This window comes from Cellulomonas sp. EB106-03-03-XG116, from assembly GCF_058792015.1.
Genome location: NZ_JBYTEP010000065.1, coordinates 1 through 18,331, shown reverse-complemented (window position 1 = coordinate 18,331; position 18,331 = coordinate 1). Strand labels below are relative to the sequence as shown.

17 protein-coding genes and 1 pseudogene are annotated in these 18,331 nt (G+C 78.6%); 3 read left to right on the top strand and 15 right to left on the bottom strand.

The annotated features are described in order from the left end of the window. From AC3WUG_RS17470 to AC3WUG_RS17435, 8 genes are all read right to left on the bottom strand, one after another. Nucleotides 1-1,198, bottom strand: a 1,198-nt coding sequence (locus AC3WUG_RS17470; protein WP_492328825.1) for a glycosyltransferase family 2 protein, incomplete at its 3' end; no start/stop codon positions are given. Next, the gene (locus AC3WUG_RS17465; RefSeq protein WP_492328824.1) at nt 1,195-2,886 is read right to left on the bottom strand and encodes an oligosaccharide flippase family protein; all 1,692 of its coding nucleotides are present in this window, start codon (nt 2,884-2,886) and stop codon (nt 1,195-1,197) included. The genes AC3WUG_RS17470 and AC3WUG_RS17465, both read right to left, overlap by 4 nt. Beyond that, on the bottom strand, nt 2,883-4,238 hold the full coding sequence (locus AC3WUG_RS17460; RefSeq protein ID WP_492328823.1) for a glycosyltransferase family 4 protein: 1,356 nt from the start codon (nt 4,236-4,238) through the stop codon (nt 2,883-2,885). The genes AC3WUG_RS17465 and AC3WUG_RS17460 overlap by 4 nt, the downstream gene beginning before the upstream one ends. Next, the gene (locus AC3WUG_RS17455; protein WP_492328822.1) at nt 4,235-5,338 is read right to left on the bottom strand and encodes a DegT/DnrJ/EryC1/StrS family aminotransferase; all 1,104 of its coding nucleotides are present in this window, start codon (nt 5,336-5,338) and stop codon (nt 4,235-4,237) included. The genes AC3WUG_RS17460 and AC3WUG_RS17455 overlap by 4 nt, the downstream gene beginning before the upstream one ends. Continuing rightward, a complete protein-coding gene (locus AC3WUG_RS17450) occupies nt 5,335-6,048 on the bottom strand; it encodes a NeuD/PglB/VioB family sugar acetyltransferase (RefSeq protein WP_492328821.1) in 714 nt (237 codons plus the stop codon). Before AC3WUG_RS17450 ends, AC3WUG_RS17455 begins: the two co-directional genes overlap by 4 nt. After that, on the bottom strand, nt 6,045-7,163 hold the full coding sequence (locus AC3WUG_RS17445; protein WP_492328827.1) for a DegT/DnrJ/EryC1/StrS family aminotransferase: 1,119 nt from the start codon (nt 7,161-7,163) through the stop codon (nt 6,045-6,047). The genes AC3WUG_RS17450 and AC3WUG_RS17445 overlap by 4 nt, the downstream gene beginning before the upstream one ends. 14 nt (nt 7,164-7,177) lie before the next feature. Then, the gene (locus AC3WUG_RS17440) at nt 7,178-8,200 is read right to left on the bottom strand and encodes an NAD-dependent epimerase/dehydratase family protein (protein ID WP_492328820.1); all 1,023 of its coding nucleotides are present in this window, start codon (nt 8,198-8,200) and stop codon (nt 7,178-7,180) included. Continuing rightward, a complete protein-coding gene (locus AC3WUG_RS17435) occupies nt 8,197-9,264 on the bottom strand; it encodes a Gfo/Idh/MocA family protein (RefSeq protein WP_492328819.1) in 1,068 nt (355 codons plus the stop codon). The genes AC3WUG_RS17440 and AC3WUG_RS17435 overlap by 4 nt, the downstream gene beginning before the upstream one ends. Before the next feature lie 195 nt (nt 9,265-9,459). On the opposite strand from AC3WUG_RS17435, the pseudogene AC3WUG_RS17430 reads away from it, so the two are divergent. Both AC3WUG_RS17430 and AC3WUG_RS17425 read left to right on the top strand, forming a co-directional pair. After that, nucleotides 9,460-10,041 (top strand): annotated as a pseudogene (locus AC3WUG_RS17430) (acyltransferase); the annotation flags it as partial. Between the two features lie 45 nt (nt 10,042-10,086). Then, nucleotides 10,087-10,530, top strand: a complete 444-nt coding sequence (locus AC3WUG_RS17425; protein WP_492328826.1) for a TfoX/Sxy family protein — start codon at nt 10,087-10,089, stop codon at nt 10,528-10,530. Between the two features lie 65 nt (nt 10,531-10,595). On the opposite strand, the gene AC3WUG_RS17420 is transcribed toward AC3WUG_RS17425, so the two are convergent. The 6 genes from AC3WUG_RS17420 to AC3WUG_RS17395 are packed head-to-tail and all read right to left on the bottom strand — an operon-like array spanning nt 10,596 to nt 16,578. After that, the gene (locus AC3WUG_RS17420) at nt 10,596-12,188 is read right to left on the bottom strand and encodes a SpoIIE family protein phosphatase (protein ID WP_492328818.1); all 1,593 of its coding nucleotides are present in this window, start codon (nt 12,186-12,188) and stop codon (nt 10,596-10,598) included. Then, the gene (locus tag AC3WUG_RS17415) at nt 12,185-13,918 is read right to left on the bottom strand and encodes an ATP-binding response regulator (RefSeq protein ID WP_492328817.1); all 1,734 of its coding nucleotides are present in this window, start codon (nt 13,916-13,918) and stop codon (nt 12,185-12,187) included. Before AC3WUG_RS17415 ends, AC3WUG_RS17420 begins: the two co-directional genes overlap by 4 nt. Beyond that, nucleotides 13,915-14,940 (bottom strand): ATP-binding protein, encoded by a 1,026-nt coding sequence (locus AC3WUG_RS17410; protein ID WP_492328816.1) that lies wholly within the window; start codon nt 14,938-14,940, stop codon nt 13,915-13,917. Before AC3WUG_RS17410 ends, AC3WUG_RS17415 begins: the two co-directional genes overlap by 4 nt. Then, nucleotides 14,928-15,344: an anti-sigma regulatory factor gene (locus tag AC3WUG_RS17405; protein ID WP_492328815.1), complete on the bottom strand. Its 417-nt coding sequence runs from the start codon at nt 15,342-15,344 to the stop codon at nt 14,928-14,930. The genes AC3WUG_RS17410 and AC3WUG_RS17405 overlap by 13 nt, the downstream gene beginning before the upstream one ends. After that, nucleotides 15,341-15,742 (bottom strand): STAS domain-containing protein, encoded by a 402-nt coding sequence (locus tag AC3WUG_RS17400; RefSeq protein WP_492328814.1) that lies wholly within the window; start codon nt 15,740-15,742, stop codon nt 15,341-15,343. The genes AC3WUG_RS17405 and AC3WUG_RS17400 overlap by 4 nt, the downstream gene beginning before the upstream one ends. Then, nucleotides 15,742-16,578, bottom strand: coding sequence for an STAS domain-containing protein (locus tag AC3WUG_RS17395; protein ID WP_492328813.1), 837 nt, complete (start codon nt 16,576-16,578; stop codon nt 15,742-15,744). Before AC3WUG_RS17395 ends, AC3WUG_RS17400 begins: the two co-directional genes overlap by 1 nt. A 114-nt stretch (nt 16,579-16,692) precedes the next feature. On the opposite strand from AC3WUG_RS17395, the gene AC3WUG_RS17390 reads away from it, so the two are divergent. Further along, complete coding sequence (locus AC3WUG_RS17390; protein ID WP_492328812.1) at nt 16,693-17,583, top strand: aminoglycoside phosphotransferase family protein; 891 nt, start codon at nt 16,693-16,695, stop codon at nt 17,581-17,583. A gap of 14 nt (nt 17,584-17,597) precedes the next feature. Here the strand turns inward: AC3WUG_RS17390 and AC3WUG_RS17385 are convergent, their stop codons facing one another. After that, a complete protein-coding gene (locus AC3WUG_RS17385) occupies nt 17,598-18,212 on the bottom strand; it encodes a patatin-like phospholipase family protein (RefSeq protein WP_492328811.1) in 615 nt (204 codons plus the stop codon). Between the last annotated feature and the right edge of the window lie 119 nt (nt 18,213-18,331).

Genomic DNA, 18,331 nt, shown 5'->3' with positions numbered 1-18,331 from the left:
CAGCGGCCGAGGGGCCGCCGGCCGCCGCCCACCGCGGACCCGCGCCGGGCGCACCCGCTCCCGGTGGCTCCCCGGGCACCGGCGGGGCGCCGCGCGCCCCGTCCCGGGTGTAGGTCCCGGTGCGGGCCCAGCGCCGCCCGCGCCGCAGGTCGTCGGCGCGCACCCGCACCGCCCGCGCCAGCCCCGTCGCCCGGCCGACCGCCCCCGGCTCCGCGTCGAGCGCCGCGTCCAGCCGCCGCCACGGACCCGCGAGCCCCGGCGCGACCAGCAGTGCCTCCGCCATCAGCCGCCGCACCCGGTCCGGGTCCCGGCGCCCGCGGTCGACCTCGTACCGGCACGCGCGCAGCGCCTGCCGGACCAGCGCCCGGCGCGCCGCGGCGGCGAGGGCGTCCCGCTCGGGCAGGCCGGCGGTCCCGGCGGCCGCGAGCTCGGCGAACGCCGCCACCCGCTCCCGGAAGTCCGTCGCGTCGTCGACCTCGCGGGCGGACAGGCTCGCGGCGTGCTCGCGGTGCCACGCCTGGTCGGCGCCGCCGACGTGCGCGACGTCCGCGTGCGCCGCGAGCCGCAGCCACATCTCCATGTCGTGCGCGTGGGCGAGGGGGCGCTGCCCGCCGACCGCCGCGACCACCGACCCGCGCATGAGCACCTCCGGCGACGTGATGACGTTGTACCCGTCGGCGCACCGGTCGGCGAGCCACCGCCGGCCGGGCCAGACGGTCCACCGGCGGGCGCGGGTGCGCGCGGTGCGGGGCGGCTCGCCGGCGAAGTGCACCGGGTGCCCGTAGACCAGGCCCACCGACGGGTACGCGCGGGCGACGGCCACCGAGCGGGCCAGGGAGCCGGGCGTCAGCAGGTCGTCGGCGTCGAGCCGCACCAGGAACTCCCCCGTGGCGCGGGCGAGCCCGTCGTTGAACGTCGCCACCGGACCCCGGTTGCGCGCGTGCGCCAGGACCGCCACGCGCGGGTCGGCGGCGGCGAGCCGGCCGGCGACCGCCAGGGAGTCGTCGGTGGACGCGTCGTCGACCACGACCACGTCGACCCGGACACCCGCCTGGGACAGGGCGCTGCCGACCGCGGCCGGGAGGTAGCGCGCGTAGTCGTGGCACGGGATCACGACCGTGACCGTGGCGTCCTCGGTGGGCACCGCGCGGGGGCGCACGTGCACCGTGCGCGTGAGCGGGCCGGCGGGGGCGGTCACGGGACGCGGCCCGGGTCCCCGGGGACGACCGGGGCGGCGGCGGGCGCAGCGGCCGCGACGCCCGCGACCGCGACCCCGGCGCCGCCTGTCGCGCCCTCGACCGCGCCGACCGCCGCGCCGCCCACCGCCCGGGCCGCTGCGCCACCCGTGTCGCCGTCCGCCCCGTCGCCCACCGCGTCGTCCGCCCCGTCCGCCCCGACCGCCCGAACCGCGCGCGCCGCCCGGAGGTCCCGCAGCAGCGGGCGCCCGGCCACCGCCACGTAGACGAGCGCCCCCGCGGTCCCCCCGGCGGCGAGCGCCGCGAGCGGCCCCCCGACCTGCCGCGACACGAGCACCGCGGCGGCGACGGTCGGCCCCGCGGCCGCGAGCGGCAGCCAGGTGGCGCGCGCCAGCGCCCGCAGGTCCGCGCCGCTGCGCCGGACGGCGACGAGGTACAGCGGCAGCACCACGACCCCCGCCACGACCACGTGCGCCCAGCCGACCCCGGCCGAGCCGCCGAGCCGCGCCCCGACGACGACCGCCGGCACGAGCGCGACCAGCCAGGCGACCTGCACCCCCAGCACCGGCCGGGTCGCCCCGCGCGCGATCAGGTACGTCGCGAGCAGGTCGAACAGCACCCGCAGCGCGCCGAACGCCGCCAGCGCGGCCAGCGCGCCGGCGGCCGGCGCCCACCGCGCGCCGTACAGCAGCGTGACGACGGGCAGGCTGAGCGCGCCCAGCAGGCACGCCACGGGGACGGCCGCCGCCCAGGTGAGCCGCGTGGCGAGCGCGAGCCCGCCGTCCCCGCCGCCGTCGCCGCCCCGCCCGCCGCCGTCCCCGCCGCCGCCCGCCGCCCCCGCGCCCGTCGCCCCGCGCCCGTCCAGCCGCGCGAACGCGGCGAGGGCGACGGGCCGCACCGTCTGCCCGATCACCGTCATCGGCCAGCTCGCCACGTTGAACGCCAGGACGTAGTACCCCAGCGCGACCTCGCCGGCGCCGCGCGCGAGCACCACCTTGTCGACGGCGAGCAGGGCGATCGACAGCAGGTTCGCCCCGGCGAGCGGCGCCCCGTAGGCGATGGCCCCGCGTGCCAGCGCGGGGTCGTACCCGAACCGCGGCACCGTGCGGCTGAGCAGGAATTGCGCCGCGGTCGCCGCGGGCTGGGCCACGAGCCGGGACACCGCGAGGGCCATCGGCCCCCAGCCCGCGCGCACCAGCAGCACCGTGACCACGGTGCCGACCACGAGGTCGACCAGCCCGGACGCGAAGATCTCCCGCTGGTGGAAGCCCCGCTGGAGCCGCGCGTAGGGCACCACGCCGGCGGCGGACACCACCAGGGTGGCCGCCAGCACCGCGATCACCGGTGCGGCCCGGTCGCTGCCCAGGGCCCGCGCCACGGGCTCGGCGGTCGCCGCCATCGCCCCGGCCAGCAGCGCGCCGAGCACCAGGCTGATCGTCGCGACGGTGGGCTCGAGGCGGCGGGGTTCGCCCGCCCGGACCAGGTCCGCGCTCAGGCCGAGGTCCACGACGGTCACGAGCACGCCCTGCACCGCCAGCGCGATCGCGAACACGCCGAAGTCCTCGGGCGCGAGCAGCCGGGCGAGCACGATGCCGACCAGCACGTTCCCGAACCGCAGCACGACGCTCCCCGCGCTGCCCCACGCGATCCCGCGCCCGACCTGGCGGCCGAGCCCCGTCGGCGCCGTCACCGCGCACCCTCGCGCTGCGGCGCCCCGTCGGGCGCCCCGGCGCCCGCCCCGCCCGGCGCGCCCGCCCCGCCCGGCACGCCCGCCGTGGCCCGCCGCCCGGGCCCGCCGCGGGGGCCGGCCACCGACCCGGCCCGCGCGCGGGCGGCGGCCGCCGCCCGCTGCCGCGCGAGCGACGCCTTGAACTTGGCCACGTCCACCGCGCACCGCGCCAGCGCCTCCCGGCGGACCGACTCGCTGGGCCGGGTCGCGAGCGCGTCGGCGTACACGGCCTCCTGGCGGCGCCCCGCCGAGGCCAGGCCGTACGCGTCGACCACGACGCCCCGCCCGAGCGCGCCGCGCTGCGCGCGCAGGCCGGGGTCCGCGAGCAGCGGCGTCAGCTCCCGCTCCAGGTCGGCGCCGTCCCCGGGGCCCTCGCTCAACCAGCCGTCGTGCAGGAAGCCGGCGAGCGTGTCGCGGGTCAGCGCGCGCCACGCGCCGCGGTCGCCCTGGACGACCACCGGCTTGCCGAACGCCATGCCGCGCAGGACGGACGAGCCCATGCCGAGGACCACGTCCGCCGCGTCGTACGCCGCGCGCGGGTCGAGGAGCTGGCCGGTCACGAGCACCACCTGCTCGCCGGCGGCGGCGTTCACGGCGTCCGCGCGGGCGGCCACCCGCGCCTGCTCGGGGCCCGTCCCGACGACGACCAGCCGCAGCGGACCGGCACCCGCGGCCGCCCGGTCCCGCGCCGCCGGCCCGGACGCCAGCCGGCCGGCCACCTCGATCGCCGCGACCACCCCGTCCGCCTTGCCCAGGTCGGTCGAGAGCCGTCCGACGACGGACAGCACGAGGTCGCCGCGGTCCAGCCCGAGCCGCGCCCGCGCGTCCGGCCCCGCGGCGCCGGGGGCGTCCCGCTCGGTGTCGACGGGCGGCTCGATCAGGTGCACCCGGTCGCGGAGGCCCCGCTGCTGCTCCTGCAGCCGCCGGGTCCCGACGACCAGCGGCTCGTGCCGCGGGACGTGGTCGGGCACGTCCATCGAGAGCACGGTCGTGACCAGCGGCGTGCCGAGCCGGCGGTGCGGGCCGAACGCGAGGTCGACCGAGGGGCCCCACTCGTACCCGTGCACCACGTCGACGCCGCGGTCGACCACGAGCCGGCGCAGCGCGGCCATGTTCCGCGGGGACGGCCACCGGCCCTCCCGGGGAGCGCGCACGTACTCCAGCCCCAGGGCGCCCACGAGCGGCACCAGGTCGCCGTCCGGCCCGAACATCAGCACGTCGTGCCCGGCCCGCGCGACCTCGTGCGCAAGCTGGACGGCGTTGAGCTGGCTGCCGCCGACCTCCATCACGCCCGGGTAGACGAGGATCCTCACGCGACCGCCCTCCCGAGCACCTCGACGACCTCCTCCTGCTGCGCCGCGGTCAGGTGCGGGTGCATCGGGAGCGACAGGATCCGGTCCGCCGCGGTCTCGGCCACCGGGAAGGCGCCGCGCCCGAGCCCGAGGTGCCGGTAGGCCCCGGTCAGGTGCACGGGCACCGGGTAGTGCACGCCCGCGCCGACGCCCGCCGCCTGGAGCGCGGCCAGCACGCGGTCGCGGTCCGCCACCTGCACGACGTAGAGGTGCCAGGCGTCCTCGTTCGCCGGGTCCGTCCGCGGCGGCTGCACCCCGGGCAGGTCCCGGAGCAGCGCGTCGTACCGGGCCGCTGCCGCGCGCCGGCGCTCGTTCCAGCCGGCGAGCCGCCGCAGCTTGGCCTCCAGGACCACCGCCTGGACCGTGTCGAGCCGCGAGTTCATCCCGACGACGTCGTGCCGGTACTTCTGCGTGCTGCCGTGCCCGGCGAGCGCGCGCACCCGGTGCGCGACCTCGGCGTCGTCCGTGGTGACGGCACCGGCGTCGCCCGCCGCCCCGAGGTTCTTGCCCGGGTAGAAGCTCGTGCCCGCCACCAGCCCCAGCGCCCCCGCGGGGCGGCCGTTCCGCCGGGCCCCCTGCGCCTGCGCCGCGTCCTCGACCAGCGGGACCCCGGCGTCCGCCGCGATCTTCGCGAGCTCCTCCACCGGTGCCACCTGGCCGAACAGGTGCACCGGCAGGACGGCGGCGGTGCGCGGGCCGACGGCGGCGCGCACGGCCGCGGGGTCGACGAGCAGGTGCGCCGGGTCGACGTCGACGAGCACCGGGACCGCGCCGATCCGCGACACGGCCTCGGCGGTGGCGATGAACGTGTTGACCGGCAGCACCACCTCGGCGCCCGGCCCGACGCCGACGGCGCGCAGCGCGAGCTCGAGCGCGTCGGTGCCGTTCGCGACGCCGACGCAGTGCCGCGCCCCGACCGCCGCCGCGTAGCCGGCCTCGAACCGCCGGACCGCGGGGCCGCCGACGAACGCGGCGGTCGCGAACACCTCGTCCAGCCCGGCGCGCACCTCCTCGTGCACCTCCGCCTGCTGGGCGGCCAGGTCGACCAGGGGGATCCTCATGCGCGCACCGCCGTCCCGTCCTCCTGGGTCCCGCGCGCCCCGGCCCCGTGCGCGTGCCCGTCCGCCGCCCGGTGCAGGGGGCGCGCCGGCACGCCCGCCCAGGTCTCGTCGTCCGGCAGGTCCGTCAGCAGCACCGCACCCATGCCGAGGGTCGCGCCGGCACCCACCCGGACCCGCTCCCGCACGGCCGAGCGCATCCCGAGGTAGGCGCGCGGTCCGACCCGCACCCGGCCGCCGAGCGTCGCCCCCGCGGCGAGCGTGGCGGCGTCCCGCACCTCGTCGTCGTGCGTGAGGGTCACGTGCGGCATGAGGACCACGTGCCGACCGACCCGGACGTCCGCGGTCAGCACGACCCCGGCCAGGAGCACCGAGCCGGCGCCGACCGTGCAGCCGTCGGGCACCTCGACGGACGGGTGCACCACCGTCGCCCACCGGTCGGGGCCGACGCCGGCGGCGGCGAGCCGGGTGACCAGGCCCGCGCGCGCCCGCCCGTGGCCCACGCAGGCGAGCACCGCCGCGTCCGGGAGCCCGGCGAGCGCCCGCAGCCCGCCCAGCACCGGCACCCCGCCGACGTCGCGGCCGCGCGCCGCCGGGTCGTCGTCCAGCACCCCGACCACCTCGTACGGCCCGTGCCGGCGGACCACCGCGAGCACCTCGCGCGCCAGCCCGCCGGCCCCGACGAGCACCAGCGGCCGGCCACCGGCGGTCACCGGACCGCCGCCCGCAGGACGTCCACGACCCGGCTCTGCTCGGACCCGGTCATCTCGTGGAACAGCGGCAGGATCAGGGTCCGGTCCGTCAGGCGCTCGGTGCCGGGGAGCGGCGCCCCGCCGTGGTCGCCGCCGGCGTAGGCGGGCTGCCGGTGCGCGGCCATGATCCCGCGGCGCGCGGACACGTCCGCCGCGGCCAGCCGCGCGAGCAGCCCGTCCCGGTCGACCGGCGACCCGGGGAGCACCTCGACCCAGTACGACTGGAAGTTGCCCGTCCCCCACGGCGGGTCGCCCACCGGGCGCAGCGCGGGCAGATCCGCCAGCTCCGCCGCGTACGCCGCCGCGAGGGCGCGGCGCCGGGCGACCGCCTCCGGCAGCCGGCCGAGCTGCACCAGGCCGACGGCCGCCTGCAGGTCCGTCATCCGGTAGTTGAACCCGACCTCGAGGTACTCCTCGGGCGGCGCGAGCACGGCGCCGTGCCGGTCGGCGGCGGACACGCTCATCGCGTGCTCCCGCAGCCGGCGCGCCCGGTCGGACCAGTCGGCGCGGCCCGTGGTGAGCATCCCGCCCTCGCCGGTGGTGAGGACCTTGCGCGGGTGGAACGACCACGCCGCCACCTCCGCCCGGGCGCCGACCGGCAGCCCGCGGTAGGTCGACCCGGCGGCGCACGCGGCGTCCTCGACCACCACGATCCCGAGCGGGTCGGTGAGCGCCCGCACGGCGTCGAGGTCGACCGGAACGCCGGCCTGGTCGACCGCGACCACCGCCGCGGTGCGCGCGGTCAGCGCCTCGGCGACCGTCGCCGCGGTGACGTTGCCCGTGGCCGGGTCGACGTCGGCGAACACGGGCCGGGCGCCCGCGTGCACCACCGCGTTGGCCGTCGCGACGAACGAGAACGACGGCACCACCACGTCGTCGCCCGGCCCGACCCCGGCGACGACCAGCGCCAGGTGCAGGGCGGCCGTGCACGACGACAGGGCGACCGCGTGGCCGGCCCGCTGCGACGCCGCGAACGCGTCCTCGAACGCGGCCACCCGCGGTCCCTGGGCCACCCAGCCGGAGGCGAGCACCTCGGTGACCGCGGCGACCTCCTCGGCGCCGAGCCACGGGCGCATCACGTGCAGCGTGGTCACGGCGCCACCGCCGGACCCGCCGACGACCGGCCGGCCGACGTGCGCCCCGCCGCGACGTCCGCGCGCCGGGGCCGCCACCAGTCGACGAGCTCGCGCAGCCCCTGCTCCAGCCCGACCTCCGCGACGAACCCGAGGTCGCGCCGCGCCGCCGCGGTGTCCGCCAGCCGCCGCGGCACCCCGTTGACCGCCCGCTCGGGACCGTGCTCCACCGCGAGGTCGCTGCCCATGACCCGCAGCAGCGCCTCGGCGAGCTCGAGCAGCGACGTCTCGGTGCCGCTCGCCACGTTGTACGCGCCTTCGACCACACCGGACGTCGCCGCGAGCACGTTCGCCCGCGCGACGTCGCGCACGTGCACGAAGTCCATGGTCTGCCGCCCGTCGCCGAACACCAGCGGCGGCAGCCCGTCCGCGATCCGCTCCATCCAGCGCACCAGCACCTCGGTGTACCGCCCGTGCACGTCCATCCGGGGCCCGTACACGTTGAAGTACCGGAGCATCACGGTGTCCAGGCCGTGGGTCGACCGGAACGCCCGGGCCATCCCCTCGGTGAACGACTTGGCGGCGCCGTAGAAGGTGTCGTTGTTGTGGTGGTGGTGCCGCTCGCCGGTGGGGAACTCCTCCGCCGCGCCGTACACCGACGCGCTCGACGCCGCGACCACCTTCCCGACGCCGTGCCCGGCGGCGGCCTCCAGCACGGTGAACGTGCCGTCGACCAGCACCTCGAGCGCCAGCCGCGGCTCCTCGGCGCACTGCGTGATCCGCAGGGCGGCCTGGTGGAAGACCACGTCCGCCCCGCGCACGACGTCGTGCACCACGTCCCGGTCGCGCAGGTCGCCCACCACCAGGTCGACCCGGCCCGGTTCCAGGGCGCCGGCCAGGTTCTCCCGGCGGCCCCGCGACAGGTCGTCCAGCACCACGACCCGGCCCGCACCGGCGGCCAGCAGCTGGTCCACCAGGGTCGACCCGACCGTGCCCGCCCCGCCCGTCACCACGACGCGGGCGCCCGCCAGCGCGGTCACCGCCGGCGGCCCTTCGGCCCGGCGCCGACGAGCTCGCCGCGCGCGACCGGGACGAGCCGGCCGCCGTCGGACAGGCTGAGCGAGGCGGACTCCAGCACGTCGAGCACCCGCAGCCCGGCGTGCCCGTCGGTGAGCGGCGCGCGGCGCCCGCGCACGGCCGCGGCGAGCTCCTCGACCACGGCGGCCAGGGCCTCGCGCTCCGGGAGCGCCGGCGACCAGGCGTCGCCGAGCCGGTAGGACACCCGCGCGGTCGCCCGGTCGGGCAGGCTCTCCCCCGGGTCGACCCCCCGGTCGTAGACGGTGAGCCGCTGCTGGGGCGCCAGGTCGTCCCAGACCAGCGTGCGCCGGCTGCCCCCGACGACCATCTGCCGGATCTTGGTCGGGCTCAGCCAGTTGACGTGCAGGTGCGCCAGGGCCCCGCCGGCGAGCGGCAGGGTGAGGTAGCCGACGCACGAGCGGCCGACGCCGAGCGGGTCGCCGCCCTGCGCCGCGACGCCGGTCGGCACCAGCCCGCCCGGGACGACGAAGTCCAGGACCGACAGGTCGTGCGGGGCGAGGTCCCAGAACACGTCGACGTCCGGCTGCACCAGCCCGAGGTTGATCCGCACCGAGTCCACGAAGTGCAGGTCGCCGAGCGAGCCGTCGGCGACCAGGTCCCGGATCGCCCGGACGACCGGGGTGTAGCAGAACGTGTGGTCCACCATGAGCACCCGGCCGACCTCGGCGGCGCGCGCGACCATCCGCCGCGCCTCCGCGCCGTTCGCCGCGATCGGCTTCTCGACCAGCACGTGCTTCCCGGCGTCGAGCGCGGCGAGCACGATCCCGGCGTGCGTGGCCGCGGGCGTGGCCACGGCGACCGCGTCCAGGTCGGCCCGGCCGAGCACCTCGGCCGCGTCGGTGACGACCTCGACGGTGCTGCGCCCGCCGACCACCCGGCGCGCGCGCTCCTCGTCCCGGTCGCACACGGCGACCAGGTCCCAGTCCGCCGACGCACGGAAGTTCCGGGCCAGGTGAGGGCCCCAGTACCCCGCGCCGATCACCGCGACCCGTAGCGGATCTGCCATGGCGGCTCGCCTCCTCATGACGTAGCCGTAGTCTGGCGAGCCCGATTCGGACATGTCACGCATAACGGACATTTCTCACCCGCTGTCACGGCTCCGCGGCGCGCGGGCCGTGCGTATGGTCCGGAGGGTCGCCCCGTCCGGCCCGGGCGGGCGGCGCCGGGAGGCCGCGTGGACGCCAGCCAGGACCCCGAGGTCATCGCCGCGCCCGTGGTCGCCCCCGGCGCCGACGTCGACCCCCGCGCGTCGGTCGGCCCGGGCACCCGGGTGTGGCACCTCGCCCAGCTCCGCGAGGACGCCGTCGTCGGCGCGGACTGCGTCGTCGGCCGCGGCGCGTACCTCGGGCCGGGCGTCCGGGTCGGCGACCGGTGCAAGATCCAGAACCACGCCCTCGTGTACGAGCCCGCCGTGCTGGAGGACGGCGCGTTCGTCGGGCCCGCGGCGGTGCTCACCAACGACCTGCACCCGCGGGCGGTCAACCCCGACGGGACGCCCAAGGCGGCCGCGGACTGGGAGGCCGTCGGGGTCACCGTGCGCGCGGGGGCCTCGGTCGGGGCGCGGGCGGTGTGCGTGGCGCCGGTCGTGGTCGGGCGGTGGGCCCTGGTCGCGGCGGGCGCGGTCGTGACGCGGGACGTGCCGGACCACGCGCTGGTCGCCGGCGTGCCCGCGCGCCGGGTCGGCTGGGTCGGGCGCACCGGCGAGCGGCTCGTCCCCGACGGCCCGGGCCGCTGGCACTGCCCCGTGACCGGTGAGGCGTTCGTCGAGGGACCGGGCGGTCTGCGCCCGACCGCGGCGGCGGACGACGCCGGACCCACGCACACGGCGGTGCCGCGCCGCGGCCGCCCCCACCCGCCCGAGCGCCCCCGGGGAGCGACCGCCGTGCCCGACGACCTCGCCGCCCGCGTCCGCGCCCTGCTCGCCGGCACCGCCGGGGCCGGCGAGCCGGCAGGGCCCCGCGACCCGGGAGAGCCGGCCGACCCCGACGAGGTGTCGGACCGGCCGATGTTCGGCGGCGTGTCGTTCTTCCTCGGCGACGCGATGATCGCGAGCGCGCGCGGCAGCGGCGACCTGCTCGTCCGGGTCGCGTCGGAGCGCCACGACGAGCTCGCCGCACGCCCGGGCGCCGCACCCTCCCGGATGGGCGGGCGGACGATGGGCCGGGGATGGCTGACGATCGACGCGGCGGCGGTCGCGACCGACGAGGCGCTGGCCGACTGGTTGGCCCTGGCGCGCGACGGGGCGCCGGAGCGGCACCGGCCCGCCCGCTGAGCCGGCGCGCGGGGGCAGCCGGCGCGCGGGGGCAGGCCGGTCGCGGGGTCAGGCCGGTCGCGGGGTCAGGCCGGCGGGCGCTCGCCGGTGAGGTGCACCGCCAGCACGGCCACGTCGTCGTCCTGGTCGGCGTTGTCGAACCGGCGCAGCAGCACGTCGCACAGGTCGTCCGGCTCCAGGGTCCCGACCTCCGCCGCCACCGCGGCCATCGCGTCCAGCGCGTCGCGCAGGTGGCCGGACCGGCGCTCGAGCAGCCCGTCCGTCACCAGGACCAGGGTGCACGGCCCGTCCGTCGCCACCCGGGCCACCGCGCGCTCCCCCGGCGTGGGCACGCCGAGCAGCGGCGACGTCGCGTGCAGGTAGCGCGCGCCCGACGCGGTGACGAGCAGCGGCGGCAGGTGGCCGGCGTTGGCGACCTCGATCGTCCCGTCCCGCAGGTCCAGCACCGCGACGCACACCGTGACGAGCTCGGGGTGGGTGCGGCGCAGCAGCGTGTTCAGCAGGTCGAGCGCCCGGGCGGGCGGGTGGCCCTCCAGGAGGTAGGCGGCGAGCGAGAACCGCAGCTGCGCCATCACCGTCGCCGCGCGCAGCGAGTGCCCCTGCACGTCCCCGATCACCACGGCGACCCGGCCGTCGGGCAGGTCCACCGCGTCGTAGAAGTCGCCGCCGACGCTGAGCTGCGCGTCCGACGCGCTGTACCGCGCGGCCATCCGCACCCCCGCCGGGGCCGGCAGCGTGTGCGGCAGCATCGAGCGCTGCAGCGTCAGCGCGACCAGGTGCTCCTGGGCGTAGGACCGCAGGGTGGCCAGCGCGCCGGTCAGCGCGGCGCGCAGCTGCAGCACGAGGTCGCGCTCCTCCTCGCCGAACGGCTCCGGGGTCGCGACCGCGAAGCCGCCGATCAGCCGCCCGGCCGCGTCGGTGAGCGGCGACACGTGCCACGCGGTCACGTCGACCCCGGCGCGGTCGAGCATCTCGCGCCACACGCCGGGGGTGTCCGCGGCGGGCAGGTCGTGCGGGTCGACGGTGGGCGGCTCGGCGGCGGGGGCCAGCAGGCGGCCGCGGACCACCGGCCGGCCCGGGCCGGCGCACACGACCCGGGTCGCCATGCCGTCGGCGGCCGTCGCGACCACCACCACCGGCGCGTCGAACACCGTCGCCGCGCCGTGGGCCGCGTGCGCCACCAGGTCGTCGAGCGACCCCGCCGACGCGAGGGGGACGACGGCCGCCGCCAGGTCCGCGAGCCGGCGGGCGTGCTCGGTGATGCCGCGCCGGGCGGCGTGCGACCGGCAGAGCGCCGCGACGGTGACCAGGAACTCGTCGCGGTCGAGCGGCTCGACGAGGTACGCGTCCGCGCCGCGCTGGAGGCCCGAGGTGCGGGACCGCGCGTCGATCGACGTCGCGGAGACGTGCACGACCGGGACCGCGGTCGACTCGTCCGCCTTGATCCGCTCGCACACGTCGAACCCCGACATGTCCGGGAGGTTCACGTCGAGGACGACCGCGTCGTGGCCCGCGGCCAGCTCCAGGGCGTCCCGGCCGGTCCCCGCCTCGGTCACGGCGTAGCCGGCGCGACGCAGCCAGCTCGCCATCACGTACCGGTGCGCCTCGGTGTCGTCGACGACCAGCACGCGCCGCTGGTCCTCGGCTGCGGCGGTCACGGGGTCACCCCGCGCGCCGCCCGCAGCGCCCGCGCCAGGCCCGCCGCGTCCAGCTCCGCCTTGTCGAGGAACGGCGCGTCCGCGACGGGCGGCTCCGCGCTCGACATCAGCACGACCGGCAGCCCGGCGGTCCGCGGGTCGGAGCGGATGGCCGCCAGCGTCGCGGGCCCGTCCGTGCCGGGCATCCGCACGTCGAGCAGGACGACGTCCGGCAGCGCGCTCGCGGCCGCGAGGGTCGCCAGCGCCTCGGCCCCGTCCCGCGCCTCCAGGACCTCGGCCGCCGCGTCGGCGAGCAGGCCGCGCAGGACGACCCGGCTGGGCTCCTCGTCGTCCACGACCAGCACCCGGCCGAGCGTCGGCACGTCGGTCCGCCCCAGCGTGAGCGTGAAGGTGCTGCCGCGGCCGACCTCGCTCGCGACCTCCAGCGACCCGCCGAGCGCCTCGGCCACCCGGCGCGCGTACGGCAGGCCGAGCCCGGTCCCCTTCACCGACGGCTGCAGCCGGTTCGGCACCTGGAAGAACTCCTCGAACACCTCGCCCAGGTGCTCGGCCGCGATGCCCAGGCCGGTGTCCTCCACCGCGACGACCACGGCGCGCCCGTCGGCCGCCCGGCCCGCCCGCACCGTCACCGCACCGTGCTCGGTGAACTTCGCCGCGTTCGTGAGCAGGTTCCGCAGCACCCGCTCCAGCAGCTCCGGGTCGGTGTGCAGCACGAGGTCGTCCGCGACCTCGACCCGCAGGTCCACGCCCGGGCGGAGCAGGGGCCGCACGGTCCCGGCGAGCTCCGCGAGCACCGCCGGCAGGTCGACGCGCACCCGGTGCACGTGCTGGCGCCCCGACTCGGCGCGGGCCAGGTCGAGCAGCTCGTTCACCATGCCCAGCAGCGCCCGCGCGCTGGCGTCGAGGTAGCTCACCTGCACGCGCTGGTCGGCGTCCAGGTCGCCGTCCGCGAGCAGCGAGGACAGGCCGAGGATCGAGTTCACCGGCGCGCGCAGCTCGTGGCTCACGCTGCGCAGGAACCGGGTCTTCGCGTCGTTCGCGGCGGCGAGCTGCCGCCCGCGCTCGTCGAGCTCCGCGTACAGGGCGACGACGCCGCTGTTCGTCTCCTCGAGCTCGTCGGAGAGCTGGGTGTACATCGCCAGGACGCCGCGGTGGGTGTCCTCCAGCTCCGCGTTGGTCCGCACCAGCTCGGCCTCCCGGGCCGCCAGCGCGTCGAGCGCCCGGACCAGCTCGGCGTTCTGCACCCGGAGCTCCCCCAGGGCGTCCGCCGACCGCGGCCGGGACAGCGCCGCGCGGACGCGGTCGACCCCGCCGCCGAGCAGCGCGCCGTCGGCGAGCACCTTGTGCAGCACCACGACCCGTCCGCCCGGAGCGTCGACGACCTCGACCCCGTCGAGCAGCCGCTCCGCCGCCGCGACCCCGGTGAGCTCGCCGTGCGGCACCCCGGCGCCGAGCGCGCCGTGCACGTGCACCACCAGCCCGGCGTGCGGCGGCTCGGTCACGTGCAGCACCGCGCGGCCGCGGCCGCGGGAGACCACCTCGCGGCCCACCTCGGACAGCGCCGTGGCCAGGCGGACCTGGTCCTGCCGGTCGAGGCCCAGCGCCTCGCCCGCCTCCCGGCCGACCTGGCGCAGCACGACGACGTCGCCCTCGCCCACGATCTCCACGGTGACGAGCTCGCGCAGCGGCCCCGCCTCGCCGGGCGCCGGCAGCGCGCGCCGCGGGCTCACGCCGGCGCCCCGGCCCGCGCCACCACGACGCTCGCGTCGTCGCGCCGCACGCCGAAGTCGCGGAGCAGCACCGCCGCGGTCACCAGCGGGGACCGGCCGAGCAGCCCCGGGTACGGCTCGAAGGACTGCCGCTCGGTCACGCCGTCGCTGTGCAGGACCACGACGGCGCCGCGCGGCAGCGGGTAGGTCGTCTCCCGGATCGTGCGCGCCTGGGCGCCGACGATGCCCGGGTGGCTGATCATCGCCCGCCGGGTCGCGCCGTCGTCCACGACGCCCGCGATGTTCCCGACGCCCGCGTACCGCACCTGGTCCCCGGCGAGCCGGGCCACCGCCGCGGCGGCGCCGCGGGTCCCGGCCAGCGCCCGGTGCACCGCGCGCAGCAGGTCGGCGGGCCCGGCCGGCGGCGCCGCGCGGAACGCCCGCACCGCCTCCGCGCTCGCGACCGCGGCCAGCGGCCCGTGCCCGAGCCCGTCCGCCAGCAGCAGGGTGCGCACGCCGTCGTCCTCGCGGACCGCGTACGCGTCGCCGCAGACCTCCTGCCCCGTCATGGGGCGGGTGAGCCCGACCGCGGAGGGCGCGGGCACCGGCGCGCCGGCCTCGGTCGCGAACGCGGCCGTGAGCACCGTCCCCGCCCCGGGCCGGGTCCACACGTCCCAGGCCGACGCCATCCGCACGACCGCGCCGAGCCCGATGCCCAGGGTGCCGGCGGAGGACGTCCCGTCGACCACGGCCGCCTCGACGTCGCCGATCCCGGGCCCGGAGTCCACCGTGACGACCTCGACGACCGGCCCCGCCGCCGCGTGCCGCAGGCGCAGCAGCACCGCGCCCGAGCCCGCGTGCTTCACCACGTTCGCCGTCAGCTCGGTGACCGCGAGGCCGATCTCGCCGACCCGGTCCGCGCCCATGCCCACGCGCTCCGCGAGGGCGGCCGCCGCGCGGCGGGCGGCGCCGGCCGAGCTCACGTGGTCGGCGGTGAGCCAGGCGACGTCCTCGACGGTGGCGTCCGCGGTCACCGCGACCACGAGGCGATGGTGACCCGCGTGCCCTGCCCGGGCGCCGTGTCGATGCTGAACTGCTCCACGAGCCGGCGGGCGCCGGACAGCCCCAGCCCGAGGCCGCTGCCGCTGGTCCAGCCGTCGGTCATCGCCTGGTCCAGGTCGGGGATGCCGGGGCCGTCGTCGCGGAACTCGACGCGGACGCCCGTGCGCCGCCCGTCCGCGAGCTCCGCCAGCACCGCCTCGCCCCCGCCCCCGTAGATCAGGGTGTTGCGGGCCAGCTCGCTCGCGGCGGTGACCAGCTTGGTCTGGTCCACGAGCGACAGCCGCGCCGCCTGGGCCAGCGCGCGCACCGCCTGCCGCACCCGGACCACGTCGCCGTCCGTGGTGATCGCCAGCCGCTGCGCCGCGTCCGGCTCCACGGCCGTCACGCGCGGTCCGCGTCGAGCCCGAGCAGCAGGGCCTCCGGCGAGGTCGCGTCGGCGGGGCGCAGCATCCGCAGCCCCTTCTCGACGTCGAGGGCGGTCTGCACGCCGTCGAGCTGCAGGCCGAGCTCGACCATCGTGATCGCCACCGCGGGCCGCATGCCGACCACGACGGTCGTCGCGTCGAGCACCCGCGAGATGCCGGCGATCGACGACAGCATCCGGCCGATGAACGAGTCGACGATCTCCAGCCCGGAGATGTCGATGAGCACGCCGCGCGCGCCGGTCCGGGTGATCCGCTCCGCCAGGTCCTCCTGCAGCTGCAGCGCGGTCTGGTCCTGCAGGTCGACCTGGATGGAGACCAGCAGCGTCGACCCGAGCTTGAGGATGGGGACGGCGTCCATCAGGCGGTCACCGCCCTGGCGGCGCCGTTCGCGCGCAGGGCCGCGACCAGCGCGTCGGCGAGCGTCGCCTTCGTGCTGATGTCCCCGAACTCGATGCCGAGCGCCACGATCGTCTGCGCGATCTGCGGGCGGATGCCGGAGATCGTGCACTCCGCGCCCATCAGGCGGGCCGCGACCACGGTCTTCAGCAGGTGCTGCGCGACCTGCGTGTCGACGGCCGGGACGCCGGTGATGTCGATGATCGCGTGCTCGGAGCCGGTGTCCACGAGCGTCTGGAGCAGCTTCTCCATCACGACCTGGGTGCGCGCGGAGTCGAGGGTGCCGACGAGCGGCACGGCGACGACGCCCTCCCAGAGCTTGACGACGGGGGTGGACAGCTCGAGGAGCTGCTCGGCCTGCTCGGCGATGATGGCCTCCCGGGCCGCGGCGAACGACTCGAACGTGAACAGCCCGAGGTCGTCGACCAGGCGGACCAGGGCCATGAGGTCGGCGAGCGCGGTGCCCGCCTCGTCGGCCGCGAGGGCGTACAGCCCCTCCTTGAGCGCGAGCACGCCCACGGCGGTCTCGCGCGGCGTGAACCCGAGGCGGGCGCGGGTCGACGACAGGTCGGCGAGCAGGCCCCGCAGGCCGTCGAACGCCGGGTCGGTCAGCCGCAGGCCGCCCTGGTGGAGGCCGCCGACGAGCGCGTCGAGGATCTCGTCCTGCTCGCGCCCGGCCTCGGACCGGGTGGTCCGGCCGCGGAGCTCGGTGATGACCGCCTCGAGCCAGGTGGCGGAGATGTCGGCGCGCCGGCTCTCCAGGATCTCGGCGAGGCGGGCGGCGTCGGCTCCGGGCATCGGGTCAGGTCTCCGTTCGGGGGGCGGCTGGCCTGCCGGGGGGCGGGCGCGGGCGCGATGCTACAGCGCAGGTCACCGCGACGCGCGGCGGACGGCGGCCGGTAGCGTGCCCGCGTGAGCACCGGCACCGACGACCTGGTCCGCGGCGACCGCATCGACGCGGAGCTCGTGCGCGCCCTGCTCGTCGAGCAGCACCCGCAGTGGGCCGACCTGCCCCTGCGTCCCGTCGACCACGGCGGCAACGACCACCGGATGTTCCGGCTCGGCGACGACCTCGCCGTCCGGCTGCCGAGCGCGCCCGGCTACGTCCCGCAGGTGGCCAAGGAGCAGGCCTGGCTCCCCCGGCTCGCGCCGCACCTCCCCCTGCGCGTCCCGGAGGTGCGCGCCGTCGGCGAGCCGTCCGGGCGGTTCCCCGCGCCGTGGTCGGTGTACGGCTGGCTGCCGGGCACCCCGCTCGCGCGGACCGGGGTCGACGACCCGGTCCGGCTCGCGGCCGACCTGGCGGGCTTCCTCGTGGCCCTGCGCGGCTGCGACACGACCGGCGGCCCCGCGCCGGGCCTGCACAGCGCCTTCCGCGGCGGGCCGCTGGAGCACTGGGACGACGAGGTCGGCGCCATCCTGAACCGGGTGCACGGGCGGGAGCGGGACGTCGCCGCGGGCCTGTGGCGGGACGCCCTGGCGGCCCCGTTCACCGGCGAGCCGACCTGGCTGCACGGCGACGTCTCGGTCAACAACCTGCTGGTCCGCGACGGCGCGCTGTCGGCGGTGCTCGACTTCGGCTGCGCCGCGGTCGGCGACACCGCCTGCGACACGACCCCGGTGTGGACCTGGCTGTCCGGCGCCGCCCGGGAGGCGTTCCGGTCCGGGCTCGGCGTCGACGACGCGACCTGGGCCCGCGGCCGCGGGTGGGCGGTGTGGAAGGCGCTGATCCTCGTCACGAACGAGCCGCCGGAGCAGCGCCGGCTGGCGCGGCACGTGCTGGACCAGCTCGTCGCGGGGGACTGAGGGGCCCGGGCCGCTCAGCCCCAGAGCGCCGACAGCGCGGCCGCCGACGCCCGGCCCTGGGCGTGGCCGGCCCGCGCCGCCACCGGGCGGAGCCCCGGGTCCATCGCCCGCTCCCCGAACAGGTCCGGGTCCTCCGGCACGACGACCTCGACCCGGCTGCCGCCCGCACGCAGGTCCGCCACCTGCGCCGCGAGGTCCAGCCGCCACCCCGGCGGCGTCAGCGACGCCCCGCCCAGCGGCGCGAGCACGAGCACCCGCCCGCAGCCGGCGGCCAGGTCCGCGTTCTCGCCCCGCCGGTGCGCGCCGTCGACGAACCACCGGTCGCCCACCGGGTACGCGGGCCCGCCGGCGCAGCTCGCCGCGACCGCGTCCACCAGGTCGGCCCCGCTCGTCCGGTCGAACACGACCGGCTCCCCGGTGACCGCGTCCACCGCCGTCAGCAGCACCCGCCCGTCCGGCCACCCCGGGCCCGGCAACCGCGCGGCGACGGTCGCGCGCCAGCGCGCGGCGGCGTCCGGCCCGGCCGCGGCGGCGCGCTCGAGGGCGTCCGCGCAGGTCCGGCGGCGCAGGTCGGCGGGGTCCGCGGCGGAGGCGATCAGGGCACGGCGGCGCGCGAGGTGCTCGGCCACGCCGCCCCCGCGGGGGCGGGGCGCACCGTCGGGCCGTGGCGCTCCGTCGGGCCCGGGCGCACCGTCGGGCCCGGGCGCACCGTCGGGCCTCGGGGCACCGGCTGTCTCTTCTACACCTC